This window comes from Mycolicibacterium aichiense (assembly GCF_010726245.1).
In the GTDB taxonomy this organism is placed as follows: Bacteria; Actinomycetota; Actinomycetes; order Mycobacteriales; family Mycobacteriaceae; genus Mycobacterium; species Mycobacterium aichiense.
The window spans coordinates 5,912,080-5,925,482 of record NZ_AP022561.1; the positions used below are offsets into that span (position 1 = coordinate 5,912,080).

Here is a 13,403-nt window from a genome sequence, read left to right on the forward strand (position 1 = left end):
CACCATAGAGCGCGTGGACGTCTTGGTAGTCGGGGCGGGGCCGGCCGGTATGGCGTTGGCGGCGGCGTGCAGTCAACGCGGACTGACGGTCGGCCTGCTCGATCCGAACCCGGAGCGGCGGTGGGTGGCGACCTACGGCATGTGGAGCCCCGAACTGCCCGCCGACCTGCCGGTCTCCGCGGTCGCCGCGCGAGCCGCAGGCCGGGCCATCGCCCTCACCGAACACCGTCTGGGCTGGGAATATGTGGTGCTCGACGTGGACGCGCTGCGCGCTCACCTTGTTGACCGAAGTGCGGGCGTGACCGTCTACGCCGGGCGTGCTGTCGGATCGCCGGCGCGCGGTGTGGTGGCGTTGGCCGACGGTTCGACCCTGCGCGCTTCGGTCGTGGTGGATGCCACCGGCCGCTCGCGCCCGCTGGATCCGAACCGGACGCGGCGGGTATCCGCCGAGCAAACCGCATACGGCATGATCCTCGACGAAGCGTCGCTGGCACCGCTGGTCGCCCCCGGCGAAGCGTTGTTCATGGATTGGCGCGGCGATCACGGCGAGCCAGGGTGGCCGACGTTTCTGTACGTCGTTCCGCTGGGCGGCGGGAGGATGCTCGCTGAAGAGACCTCACTGGCGCGCCGGCCCGGATTGCCATTGGCGACCCTGCGCCGCCGGCTGGATGCCCGGCTCGCACACCACGGCATCTCCGTGCCGAAAGACGCACGCACGGAAAAGGTTTCATTCCCAGTCGACCAAATCCGACATTCGGGACGAGACGTGCTCGGGTTCGGCGCGGCCGCACCGCTGATCCATCCGGCAACCGGATTCAGTGTCGCAGCCGCGCTTCAGCTGGCGCCGCAGGTGGCTGGCGCGCTGGCCGAGCATCTGCCCGCGGATCCAGATCGAGCGCTCGCGGCAGCGCAGGAGACGGTCTGGCCCACCGCCGCGAAGGTGATTCACCGGGTTCGACGCATCGGCCTGGAGGCGTTGTTGCGCATGCCGACCGGTGAAGTCCCCGGCTTCTTCGAACAGTTCTTCTCGTTGCCAGACGCGCACCGCTGGGCGTACCTCACCGGCCGCGACGACATCGGCGGCACCGTCGCGGCAATGGCGAGCCTGTTTCGGCAATCGAACTGGCGAATGCGCCGACATCTTGTGCTGCCGGCACTCATGCGCCCGCTGGAAGCCAACGATGAGCTTCCAGCCCTGCCAATCCGCGCCAACTGACAACGGGCGTTGCCAGAAAGTCATGCCCGCGATAACGTCGCCTCATGACGGTGACTGGTGAACGTCCGGAGATCCTCCTCTCCGACGTCGACTTCAATCGGCGTGACCATCCCGACCGGCCGTTGCGTCCCATCCCGCCCGGCCGCGACCATTTCGCTGACCAGTGGCGATTCATGCGCGAATTCATCTTCGGCGAATGGATCGACATCGACAGAGAGGTCCAACCCAGCGATCTCACGCGCCTGCGGGACGACTATTTCTGGCAACGCGACGAACTCATGATCGGCGCTGTCGAGGCCTTCGAGCGCCTCGGCTATGAGCAGGGCCGGGCGCTCTTCGAACAAGCGCTGACCCAGGGCATCGACACCCTCGAGGACCCGCCACAGGAGTTCGTCGACCTCTTCGACCACCTGGATCAACTGCCTTCCCAGTTCGATCTCGTCGCGGCCGAGCGGGGCCGGATGCTGGCGATGTCGGCCACGTTCGCCGCCACCACGATCATCCGCGGGTGGGCCTTCTACGAGACCGCGATGACGGGCGACATTTCCGCGGCCACCGGAGCCACGGGCCGATTCGCCGACGACGGCCCGCGCCGATTCATCGAGACCGCAAAGGTTTTCGCGGAGTTCACGCTGCCCGACATCTTCGATCGGCAATCGGATGCGTTCCAGGACGTGGTGCGGGTGCGGTTGATGCACGCCCTGGCCAGTAAAGGACTGCGGCAGAAGTGGGGTGACGACGTCTACCTCAAGTTCGGTGAGCCGATCCCCGTTACATCCTTGCTCGGGTTCGGCAGCGGCATGCTGCTCGGCCGACTCGTCGACCACGCCTTCGGCCGCAAGCTCACCAAACAACAGCTCGAGGATCTCGCCGAATACTCGTCCTTCTCCGGGCGGTTGTGGGGTGCCCCCGAGGCGCTGCACTCCCCGAACGGCATCGAGCTGATCAAATCGTTGAATTACGTTCTCGCCCGCGGCGGCAACCCGTCTCCGTGGCGCGCCCAACTCGTCGATGCCATCGCGGGTCCGGTGCACCTGACGACCCTGACGGACGCGCTTCCCGGCGTTGTCAAGAAAGTGGTCGCCCGGCACGTCAACCAGATCACAGCCAGCGTCGCCCTGGCACCGGCCGGAGTCGTGTTCGGGTACAAGCAGATCGAGGCGATGGTGGCGGGCACGCTCTTCGAACCGCTCGGCTACAACTTCGAACGGCGCGTGCGAATCTTCACCGAGCTCACGCGGCTCAACGTCGGCATCGCCAGGGTGGCCGACCGGCTGCCGTTCTCCAATCCCATCCGGGAGAGCAGGAAGAAGAGCGGGGCCGCCGCACGTGAGCGGATTGCCATGCTCAACAAGATCGCCCGCGGCAAGCACATCCCGCTTACCTACAGCCACCACGACCGCTCGACAGCGGGGAAGGGTTTCACCGGCTAGTACTACCATCGGGGTTCATGACCGACGGAGCACCTCAACCGGCGTCGGGGCAGGGGCAGATCGGCGAGGTCCCCCCGCTCGATGTGGAAGGGTCTGGAATTCTTCCCCCGGTCGAGGACCGGGTGCGCCGACGGTTTGGGCTGCTCGAGCGGTTCGCGCCGTGGCTTGGATCACGGTGGGCAGTCGAGTTGTGGTGCACCCCACCGGTTCTCGAGTCGGCTATGCGCATGCCGCCGGGTGTGCCCCCCGGCAGGCCGGTGGAAGCGTTTTGGGATGGGCATCGAGTAGCCGGTGAGGAATGGGGCGAGGGGCCGCCGATCTATCTGGTGCACGGGTGGGGCGGGCAGCGCCCGCACCTGGCCATGTTCGTCAAACCGCTGGTGGAAGCCGGGCACCGGGTCGTTGCGTTCGACCTGCCCAGCCACAACGAATCAGATCCCGGTGAGCTCGCTCCCGGGCGGACCACAGCCACCGAGTGTGCCGACGCGATCGCGGCGATGATCCAGACCCATGGGCCGGCGCACGCGGTGGTGGCTCACTCACTGGGCGCGAACGCCACCGCATTGGCGGCGGCGCAGGGCGCACCGGTAGGGCGTCTGGTCTTCTTCGCGCCGATGGCCGATTTTCCGCTCTATCTCGACCTGTTCGCCGCACGCCATGGCTTCGGCCGCCGCATCCGCGCGGGACTGCACCGTCGTCTGGAAAAGCGCATCGCCATGCCCCTGCATGAGACCAATATGACCCGGGTCGGTCGACGAGCCAACTACCCTCCGCTGCTTCTCATCCACGACCCCGACGACCCGGACAGCCCGTATGTCGCCACCGAGCGACTGGCCGCGTCGTGGGACGGTGCGCGACTACTGACCACAAAAGGACTCGGCCGGCTGGCCCACTACCGAGTCCTGCGCCACCGCCCAGCGATCACCGCCGGGGTGGAGTTCATCGGCGAGCGACCGGACGGTTAGTCCGCGGTGCTGGAGCCGTCAGCAACCGATGGCCAGCCCGAGCTGATCAAGTTGGTCACGTCGTCGACCCAGGCCGCGTCCAGCGGGGCGTCGTGGCGAATGATGATGCGGAAGATCGCGCTGCCCACCACGACCTCGGCGAGCAGCGGTAGGTCACCATCACCGGGCGATGGACTGTATTGCTGGTCGATTCGGGTTCGGAAACTGGTGAGACTGCTGGCGAACCGCGAGATCATCTTGCTGTGAACTTCCGGGTCGGCAACCGTATCGGCGATCAGCGCCGGTAGGGCGATCCGGACCTCGGGCCGGTCGAACATCGTCCGCGTCGCCTCCACCAGCGCTCGGATGTCCTCCACGACGTCACCGGAGGCGCTGGGCATCGCCATGATCTCGGCGGGCAATATCGCTTCGTGAACCAGCTGCGCCTTGCCGGACCAGCGCCGGTAGATGGCGGCGGTGGTGGTCCCGGCCCGAGCGGCGATGGCCGACAGCGACAGAGCCGGATAACCCGTCTCGAGAAGCTCGCGAGTCGCCCGGATGATCGCCGCGTCGATCTTCTCGTCGCGAGGCCGCCCCGGCGACCGGGAGGGTCCCTTGTCATCGTCGGGCGGATCTGTTCTCATCATTTCCAATATAGCTCGCATCGTATCGTTATTAGGGAGAGCCCGTTGATCCTGAGCCCGCTCGACGAATACCCGATCCACCAGGCGCCGGTGCCGATGAGTGCTCCAGCGACCTCGGACCGCAACTTCTACGACCGCTCCTACTTCAACGTGCTCGACCGCGACGGCCGCTTCATGGCGCTGACGGGCATCGGTTACTACCCACGACTGGGCGTCAAGGACGCCTACCTGCTGATCCGCCGCGGAGACACTCAGACCGCCGTCCGGTTCAGTGACGCGATCGACGATGATCGTCTTCACCAGAACGTCAACGGGTACCGGCTCGACGTCGTCGAGCCCCAGGAACTGCACCTCACCGTCGCCGAGACCGAGGGCGTCTCGGCTGACCTCAGATGGCGCGGGTTGTTCCCCGCGGCGTTGGAGCATCCGCATCAGATGCACTCGGATCGACGAGTGACGTTGCACGCGTGCCGGTTTGCTCAACTCGGCAGCTGGGAGGGATGGATCGACGTCGACGGTGAACGGTTGAGTGTCGACGCGACGACTTCAGTGGGCAGCCGCGACCGGTCCTGGGGAATCCGGCCCATCGGCGAGCCCGAACCCGCCGGCCGACCGGACACCGCATTCGGCGGCATGTGGTGGCTGTACCTGCCGCTGGCCTTTGCCGACTACCAGATCTTCCTGATCATCCAGGAGGACCCGGACGGCCACCGCAGTCTCTACGACTGCAGCCGGCGCTGGCCCGACGGCAGGGTCGAACAGCTCGACGGCGTGCGCGCGACGATCCACTACACGCCCGGCACTCGAATCCCGCACGGCGCACACATCGAGATGATGACCCGCGACGGAAGCCGGCTGCAGCTCGATGTCGAGTCGAAGCTGTTCGCGCCCATCGCGTTCGGGTCCGGCTACGGCGGGGACTCCACCTGGGCGCATGGCACGTGGAAGGGCGGGCCGTCCGCCGAGCGCGTCTCCTACGACATGACCGATCCCGAGGTGCTCGCTCGGGCCCCGTTCAGTCTGATCGACCATGTGGGCCGGGCGGTCTGCACCGAACCCGACGGCAGCACACACCAGGGCGCGGGTCTGTTCGAGCACGCCGTCATCGGCCCGCACCACCCGTCGGGCTTGCACGACTGGACCGACGTCCAGGAAGCGGTCACGCCGTGAAGGTCATGACAGCCCTGTTCGGCCCGACCGATGCGGTGGAGCGCGCGGCCGTGCTACGCGAAGCCGGAGCGTCCGGGGTGTTCACCTTCGAGGGGCCGCGGGAGGTCTTCACACCTCTGGTCCTGGCATCGACGGTCAAGGGCCTGGACCTGATGACGAACGTCGCGATTGCGTTCCCCCGCAATCCGATTCAGCTGGCACATGAGGCGAATGACCTGCAGGAGATTTCGCAGGGCCGGTTCATCCTCGGCCTCGGCACTCAGATCCGGGCGCAGATCGAGAAACGCTACGGCGCCCAGTTCGATCGACCGGTGGCCCGGATCAAGGAGATGGTCGGTGCGCTGCGGGCGATCTTCGCCGCGTGGAACACCGGTGAGCGCCTCGACTTCCGCGGTGACTTCTACCGGCATACCCTGATGACGCCGACGTTCAATCCGGGCCCGAATCCCTTTGGGCCGCCGCCGATCTATCTCGGCGCGCTCGGTCCGCAGATGACCCGCGCGACGGCCGAAGTGGCCGACGGTCTGCTGGTGATGCCGTTCGGGTCCAAGCGGTTCCTGCACGAGAAGACCATGCCGGCTGTCCGTGCCGGGCTGGCCGCGGCCGGCCGCGCCACCGCCGACTTCGCGGTGGTACCCGAGATCATCGTTTCGGTGGGCGAGGATCACACGTCGACGCGGATGCTGCTGTCGTTCTACGGATCCACCCCGGCGTACCGCCCGGTGCTGGAGGCGCACGGCTGGGGCGATCTGCAGCCGGAACTCAACGCCATGTCCAAGCAAGGCCGATGGCAGGAGATGGCGACCTTGATCGATGACGAAATGCTCCACACGATTGCCGCATGCGGAACTCCAGCCGAGGTGGCCGCACACATCCGCGATCGTGTCGACGGTGTTTCGGACCGAATCTGCCTGTATCAACCCGGACCCATCGATGCCGGGGCGCTGGCCGAGATCATCGACGCGTTGGGCTGACACGTGCAGACCACCACGATCGAATTCGCGGACATCATCGACGACCGGTTCGGCGGCAAAGCTTTGGGTCTGGCCGAGCTCACCCGGATCGGGCTCTGCGTCCCACCGGGTTTCGTCATCGCCAATGCCTCCCTGCTGCCTCTTCCGGACTCGGTGACGGACCGCTTCGCCCAGATGCAGGCGACGGGCGCCTGCCCGGTCGCCGTCAGGTCCTCGGCCACCGGAGAGGACGGCGCCGAGCAGTCGTTCGCCGGGCAGTACGACACCGTCCTCGGCGTCGATTCGCTGGATGCGTTCGCCGCGGCCGTCCGCAGATGTGCCGCCTCGGTCGGCTCCGACCGAGCGTCCTCCTACAGCGGCCACGATGCCGGCGCCGGCAGGGTCACCATGCACGTTGTGGTCCAGCAGATGGTCGATGCACGTTCTGCCGGAGTGGTATTCACCGCGGACCCGACGACCGGCCGCCGGGATCTGATGGTGATCGACGCCGTCGCAGGGTTGGGCGAAGCACTGGTCGACGGCTCTGCCATCTCCGACCATCTGGTGCTGACCGCCGCCGGCACCCAAGCGGTCCGCGAGGTCGGAGAGAATCCCGTGCTCTCCGACGAGGAAGTCGCGCAGATCCGCGCCGGCGCGCTGCACGCAGCCCGGCACTGGGGCCGGCCGATGGACCTGGAATGGGCGATCGACACCAGCGGGCAGCTCCGATGGTTGCAGGCTCGGCCGATCACCACACTGCCCGGGGACCTCAACGAAATGGACACCCCGCTGGCCGGCCCGTCCCACGTCTACACCCGATGCAACATCGGCGAGATGATGCCGGGGGCCTTCTGTCCGCTCACCGCGTCGGTATCGGGATACGCGATCGACTACGCCATGCAGACCACGCAGGTGGTGGCGCGGGCACAGGACAGCTACGCGACGCCGTGGCTTCAAGTCGGCTACTTCTACGGGCACATGTTCTTGAACATGACCGAAGGCACGGCACTGAGTTCGGGCATACTCGGGAACTCGCTGGAACAGTTCTCCATGTCGATCTGCGGGCGGGTGGTCGACGAACTCGAGGCCAAACCACCAAAGCCGTTCATCCCCAAACTGATCAACACGATCCGGCTCAGCTCGCATGCATTGTCGGCCGGTCCGGCCATCCGGCGGCTCGGCGACCGGATCGCCGCGTATCCGATTCCCACCAGTCGCGACGCCAAACACGTTCTGCAGCAACTGGAAGCGGGCGTCGAACTGTACTGCTATGTCACGCTGGTTCACGTGCGGTCGTCGTCGCGAGCTGCGGTGGGCGCGAACATTCTGGAGAGCTACCTGGTGCGCAACGCCGTCAAGAACGGCCTCGATGAGCACGAGGGTCAAGCCGAGGCGGCTCGCCTGATGGCCGGCGCCGCCGACGTCGAGAGCGCCATGATGGTCGATGAACTGCATGCGGTAGTTCGCGAGATCGCGGCCGACGACGACACCGCCGAACAGTTCCTCGCCGCGGCGCCGTCGGATGCTGTCATCGGCTTACGCGCAGGTGACAGCCGCGGGGGTGCGGCGTTGCGGCAGTTCCTGATTCGGCACGGCCACCGCGGTTACCGCGAACTGTGCATGCGCGACCCCGCCTGGGCCGAGGACGCCGACGGACTCGGGTCGATGATGCAGGTCATGGTGCAGTCTGCCCGGAGTTCGGTTGGCGAGCAGTCACGGCGCACAGCTGCCGATGCACCCCGGTCGCGGACAGTTCGGCTGCTGGCCCGGTTGGCTCAGGGCGGTGCCCGCGGGCGCGAGGAGACCAAGTCCAAGATGGCGCTGATGGCCCACCGCCTCAAGCTCGGATACCACCACCTGGGCGAGGTGCTGGCCGATTCCGGACGCCTTCCCGACGCGGACCTTGTCTTCTTCTTCGATCGGGCCGAGTTGCCGTTGGTCGTCGGCGACGACGACATCGCCGGCCTCGTGCACCGTGCGCAGCAGCGTCGCGATGCGCTGCCGTTTCAACAGGCACTGGAATTCGACGACGTGTCGGTGGGTCGGCCCACCCCTATCCTCGCGCGGGTTCACGGTGCTCTCACCGACGATCAACTCACCGGCCGGCCGGCCAGCCGGGGCATCGCCGAAGGCACTGTGCGCGTGGCCAAGTCGATACACGATGCCCGCGAGGTGCAGCGTGGCGAGATCCTCGTCGCACCCGTGACAGACGTCGGCTGGACACCGTACTTCACCGTGATCGCGGCCTTGGTCACCGACATCGGGAGCTCGGTGTCGCACGGCGCGGTCGTAGCGCGGGAGTACGGGCTACCCTGCGTGGTCAACACGCTGGTGGGTACCCAGGTGCTCAAGACCGGTGATCGAGTCAGAGTGGACGGCGACAAGGGGCTGATCACCCGGCTCCCGACCAGCTGACGGCTCTAATGCCTGCCCGCTGGCGTCGTCATCCCGAGACTGGTCAGCTGTTCAGCGACCACACCGAGTAGTTCAGGACCGTCGCGAAGAGGCTCCACGCGAAGTACGGAATGAGCAGCGCGGCCGCCGTGCGGTTGGCCTTCCAGAACAGCGCAAGGGTCGCGGCCAGGACCACGTCGAGCAGCACGATGTCCACGAGCGCCACACCACGCCAGCCGAGGCCGAAGAACAACGGTGACCAAACCAGATTCAGGACCAGTTGCGCGGCGTACAGGATGATCGCCGGGTTACCGAATCGGGGGTCGGCCCGCCACACGAGCCAGGCGGCGATCGCCATCAGCGCGTACAAGACGGTCCACACCGGTCCGAAAACGTTGGCGGCGGCGCCCAATCGGGTTGTGCAAGCCGTCCGTACTGGCTCGCGGCACTAGCAGAGGCAAGCCCGCCCAGGGCGGCCACCGCGGCGACCGCGACGAGCGATGCGACCAGCGCGGGGATATGCCGTGAGCGCGCCGTGGCCGGGATCTCCGAGGTCATCTGCGTCCATTTCTGTCGGAAGCGTTAGCTCCACACAAGGTATCTGTCGGCGGGTACGTCATCTGGCGACGTTGTCGCCGCCGAACTGCCGGGCCCTGTCTGCCCCACGTCGGGCCAGGCTACGAAACGGACACGGCGTTGTCCAACAGCAGGTCAACCGCGATCCCTACCGGCACCCTCGCGGCCTACATCGTCGCCACTACGGCGGTCGCTCGGGCCGTTACCCGACTGGCACGATGTCGGCGGCCCCGAGCCGTGCACCATCGGCTGTCTCGTCGTCGGGCATCGACTGACTTTCCCGCTCGGCGGCGACCCGCGCCAGATAGTGTGCGACCTCCCGGGCCTTCTGTTCGTCAGACCAACCCAGCACCGGCGCCATCAAATCGGCGACCTCCGAGCAGGATTCGGTTCCCCGGTCGAAGGTCTCGATCGAGATCCTGGTCCGGCGGCACAACACGTCGTCGAGGTGCAGCGCCCCTTCGTGGGTGGTGCCGTACACGACCTCGGCACGTAGGTAGTCGTCGGCGGCCGGCAGCGGGACGCCCAATGACGGATCATCTCGGATCAAGGCCAACACTTCGCCAATCATTGAGCCGTACCTGTTCAGCAGCCGAGCGATGCGCGACTCGTTCAGTCCGGATTCGGCCGCGAGCTGGGTCCGTGCGTTCCATCGCCCGGAAGCCTTCGGCTCCGAGCAGTGGTACGTCGTCGGTGATGCAGACGGGGATTTTGCGGTCGAAGGTCTCACCCAGGCCGTGGACGGCCTCGTCGACCGCGTCCTGGCCATCACCCGATAGGTGGTGTACTTGCCGCCCGCGATCACCACCAGACCCGGAACACTATGTGCCACCGCGTGTTCGCGCGACAATGCGGAGGTATCGGCGCTCTCGCCGGCCAGCAACGGACGCAGTCCCGCGAAGACCCCCTCGACGTCGGCTTCGGTCAGCGGCACTCGCAGCACGGAATTCACCTGGTCGAGCAGGTAGCGGATGTCACGCTGGCTGGCCGCGGGATGGGCTTTGTCCAGCGACCAGTCGGTGTCCGTGGTGCCGATGATCCAATGCCGGCCCCACGGGATGACGAACAGGACCGACTTGTCCGTTCGCAGAATGATGCCACTCGACGACCGGATGCGGTCGCGCGGCACCACGAGGTGGATGCCCTTGCTCGAGCGCACATGGAACTGTCCGCGCTCGTTGGCCAGTGTCTGCGTATCGTCGGTCCACACCCCGGTCGCGTTGATCACCTGCCGCGCCCGAATCATGTACTGGCGGTTGGATTCCAGGTCCACCACCCGGGCACCGGTGACTCGCTCTCCTCGCGCAGCAGGTCGACGACCGCGTGCGCGTCGCGATCCTCGCGCCGTAGGCGGCTGCCGTGCGGGCGATGGTCATCGTGTGCCGGGCATCGTCGACCTGCGCGTCGTAATACTGAAGAGCACCCACGAGTGCCTCCTTGTTCAGCGACGGCGCAACTCGCAGCGCACCGCGACGCGTCAGGTGCCGGTGCAGGGGGACGCCGGCACCGTGCCCGGATGCCTTCGACATCGCGTCATACAGCGCCAGGCCGGCTCCCAGATAGACCCGTTCCCACGCCCGATGCTTGAGCGGGTAGAGGAATTTGACCGGCCGCACCAGGTGCGGCGCCAACTTCTCCAGCATCAGCCCACGCTCGGAAAGCGCCTCGGCGACCAGCCCGAAGTCGAGCATCTCCAGATAGCGCAGCCCTCCGTGGATCAGTTTGCTGGAGCGGCTGGACGTCCCGGAGGCGAGGTCGCGCGCCTCAACCAAGCCGGTCCGAAGGCCGCGGGTAGCGGCATCCAGCGCGGCGCCGGCACCGACCACGCCGCCGCCGATGATCAAGATGTCCACCGGCGTCTCGGACATATCGGCTAGTGCGGTCTCGCGGTTGAGCGGAGACAACGGGAATGATTCCATGTCACTTGACCTTTCGAGGTTGGGGAGGTCGGTGCACTGCCGGCTCAGCCGACGTCGACCCAGTCGAGCGTGCGCTGGACGGCCTTGCGCCACTGGGCGTGGCCGGCTCGGCGCTGCTCGTCGGACCAGGTCGGATTCCAGCGCTTGTCCTCGAGCCAGTTCTTGCGCAGCTCGTCGGTGTCCTTCCAGAAGCCGACCGCCAGACCCGCCGCGTAGGCGGCGCCGAGCGCGGTGGTCTCGGCGACCACCGGCTTGACCACGTCGACGCCGAGGACATCCGCCTGGATCTGCATGCACAAGTTGTTGGCGGTGATGCCGCCGTCGACCTTGAGCACCTCGAGGTGGACCCCCGAGTCGGCTTCCATCGCCTCGACGACGTCGCGGCTCTGGTAGCAGATCGCCTCCGTCGCGCGCGCCACGTGGGCATTGGTGTTGAACCGTGACAGACCGACGATCGCGCCCCGGGCATCCGAGCGCCAGTGGGGCGCGAACAGGCCGGAGAACGCCGGCACGAAGTACACCCCGCCGTTGTCTTCGACCTGACGGGCCAAGACCTCTGATTGTGCTGCGCCGCTGATGATTCCGAGCTGGTCACGCAGCCACTGCACAGCGGAACCGGTGACGGCGATCGAGCCTTCCAGGGCGTAAACCGCCTCGGTGTCGCCGAACTTGTAGGCGACCGTGGTCAGCAGGCCCGCTGAGGGAGCGCGATGTCGTTGCCGGTGTTGATCAACATGAAATTGCCGGTGCCGTAGGTGTTCTTGGCCTCACCGGGTGCGAAGCACACCTGGCCGACGGTGGCGGCCTGCTGATCGCCGAGCGCGCCGGTCAGCGGCACCTCGCCGCCCAGTGGTCCGTCGGCCAGGGTGATGCCGTACGGCTCGGGAGGACGACGGCACGATCTCGGGCAGCATCTGACGCGGAATCCCGAAGAGCGCCAGAAGTTCGTCGTCCCAGTCCAGGGTTTCCAGGTTCATCAGCATGGTGCGACTGGCATTGGTCACGTCGGTCACGTGGACGCCACCGTGGCTACCACCGGTCAGCCGCCATAGCAGCCAGCTGTCGGTGTTGCCGAACAGCGCATCCCCGCGCTCGGCGGCCTCCCGCACGCCGTCGACGTTGTCGAGAATCCACTTGATCTTGCCGCCGGAGAAGTCGCCGGCGGCAGACCGTTGCCGGATGGTTTCGCCGTGGCCCGCTGCCTCCAGCGCACTGGCGATGCGGTCGGTGCGGGTGTCCTGCCAGACGATGGCGTTGTAGTACGGCCGACCGGTCCGCTTGTTCCACACGGTCGTCTCACGCTGGTTGGTGATGCCCAGTGCGGCGAGGTCGCTGCTGACCAGCCCGGCCTTGCCGAGCGCGGTCTGGATGACCGAGGAGGTGCGCTCCCAGATCTCGACCGGATTGTGCTCCACCCAGCCGGCCTGGGGCAGGATCTGCTCGTGTTCGAGTTGATGCGCGGCGATGACATTGCCGCCGTGGTCGAAGACCATGAATCGGGTGCTGGTGGTTCCTTGGTCGACGGAACCGACGAAATCGGGCATGGGATCACTCTCCTGAGGGTAGTGGTTGCAAACAAGATGACGAGCAGGCTCAGCGGTGGGGAACCGCGGTCGCTTCGGAGACACCGATCTCGTCGGGGCGCGCATCGTCGGGCGGCAGGAACCGCTCGATGCCGTAGACGAACAGCGCCCCGCCCAGCAATCCGCCGATGATCGGGGCGACGATCGGTAGCCAGAAGTACAACTCGGGACCGTTGGCCGAGTACATCGCGTCCTGGTAGCCGCTGATCCAGGAGGCCAGTCGGGGGCCGAAATCGCGTGCCGGGTTGATGGCGTATCCGGCGTTGGTGCCCACGCCATGCCGATGGCGACCACCAGCAGACCGATGATCACCGGGCCCATGTTGGCCATCGGCGGGTTGATCGCGCTGGTCACGGCGAATATCACCATGACCAGCAGGGCGGTGCCCACGATCTGATCGGCGAATGCGGTCGCGATCGACACGCCCTCGCCGGGCGAGGTGGAGAAGATGCCCTGCGTCGCTCGGGTGTGGCCGGGATCGACGGCGGCGATCTGGTCGGCGTAGACGAACCGCACGATCAGCGCGCCCAGGAAGGCACCCGCCATCTGTGCGCCGATGAAGGCAACACTT

Annotated in this window: 7 protein-coding genes and 4 pseudogenes; 6 read left to right on the forward strand and 5 right to left on the reverse strand. The window is 66.8% G+C overall.

Annotation, left to right across the window (positions count from 1 at the left end; translation table 11 throughout):
• Window positions 1–13 precede the first annotated feature (13 nt).
• The 3 genes from G6N32_RS28345 to G6N32_RS28355 are packed head-to-tail and all read left to right on the forward strand — an operon-like array spanning window position 14 to window position 3,614.
• Window positions 14–1,216, forward strand: coding sequence for a lycopene cyclase family protein (locus G6N32_RS28345; protein WP_232077398.1), 1,203 nt, complete (start codon window positions 14–16; stop codon window positions 1,214–1,216).
• Between the two features lie 44 nt (window positions 1,217–1,260).
• The gene (locus G6N32_RS28350; RefSeq protein ID WP_115317901.1) at window positions 1,261–2,649 is read left to right on the forward strand and encodes an oxygenase MpaB family protein; all 1,389 of its coding nucleotides are present in this window, start codon (window positions 1,261–1,263) and stop codon (window positions 2,647–2,649) included.
• A gap of 17 nt (window positions 2,650–2,666) precedes the next feature.
• Window positions 2,667–3,614, forward strand: coding sequence for an alpha/beta fold hydrolase (locus tag G6N32_RS28355; protein WP_115317900.1), 948 nt, complete (start codon window positions 2,667–2,669; stop codon window positions 3,612–3,614).
• Here the strand turns inward: G6N32_RS28355 and G6N32_RS28360 are convergent.
• Window positions 3,611–4,237: a TetR-like C-terminal domain-containing protein gene (locus G6N32_RS28360; protein WP_163789500.1), complete on the reverse strand. Its 627-nt coding sequence runs from the start codon at window positions 4,235–4,237 to the stop codon at window positions 3,611–3,613. The genes G6N32_RS28355 and G6N32_RS28360 overlap by 4 nt on opposite strands.
• Window positions 4,238–4,282: 45 nt before the next feature.
• Between G6N32_RS28360 and G6N32_RS28365 the strand changes: the two genes are divergently transcribed.
• From G6N32_RS28365 to G6N32_RS28375, 3 genes are read left to right on the forward strand one after another with little or no spacing between them, the layout of a single operon-like run.
• Window positions 4,283–5,407, forward strand: coding sequence for an Rv3169 family protein (locus tag G6N32_RS28365; RefSeq protein WP_163789502.1), 1,125 nt, complete (start codon window positions 4,283–4,285; stop codon window positions 5,405–5,407).
• Window positions 5,404–6,381: a TIGR03617 family F420-dependent LLM class oxidoreductase gene (locus tag G6N32_RS28370; protein ID WP_115317898.1), complete on the forward strand. Its 978-nt coding sequence runs from the start codon at window positions 5,404–5,406 to the stop codon at window positions 6,379–6,381. The genes G6N32_RS28365 and G6N32_RS28370 overlap by 4 nt, the downstream gene beginning before the upstream one ends.
• A gap of 3 nt (window positions 6,382–6,384) precedes the next feature.
• A complete protein-coding gene (locus G6N32_RS28375; RefSeq protein WP_115317897.1) occupies window positions 6,385–8,775 on the forward strand; it encodes a PEP/pyruvate-binding domain-containing protein in 2,391 nt (796 codons plus the stop codon).
• Between the two features lie 43 nt (window positions 8,776–8,818).
• Here G6N32_RS28375 and G6N32_RS28380 read toward each other — a convergent pair.
• The 4 pseudogenes from G6N32_RS28380 to G6N32_RS28395 all read right to left on the reverse strand — a co-directional run bounded on the left by G6N32_RS28380 (window position 8,819) and on the right by G6N32_RS28395 (window position 13,378).
• Window positions 8,819–9,312, reverse strand: a pseudogene (locus G6N32_RS28380) (TspO/MBR family protein).
• Window positions 9,313–9,532: 220 nt separating this feature from the next.
• Window positions 9,533–11,249: pseudogene (locus G6N32_RS28385) on the reverse strand (glycerol-3-phosphate dehydrogenase/oxidase).
• Window positions 11,250–11,293: 44 nt separating this feature from the next.
• Window positions 11,294–12,793: pseudogene (glpK, locus tag G6N32_RS28390) on the reverse strand (glycerol kinase GlpK).
• A gap of 49 nt (window positions 12,794–12,842) precedes the next feature.
• Window positions 12,843–13,378 (reverse strand): annotated as a pseudogene (locus G6N32_RS28395) (MIP/aquaporin family protein).
• Between the last annotated feature and the right edge of the window lie 25 nt (window positions 13,379–13,403).

Coding starts and splice junctions, on each gene's coding strand:
- G6N32_RS28350 (WP_115317901.1), top strand. CDS start 1,261: ATGACGGTGACTGGTGAACGTCCGGAGATCCTCCTCTCCGACGTCGAC.
- G6N32_RS28355 (WP_115317900.1), top strand. CDS start 2,667: ATGACCGACGGAGCACCTCAACCGGCGTCGGGGCAGGGGCAGATCGGC.
- G6N32_RS28360 (WP_163789500.1), bottom strand. CDS start 4,237: ATGAGAACAGATCCGCCCGACGATGACAAGGGACCCTCCCGGTCGCCG.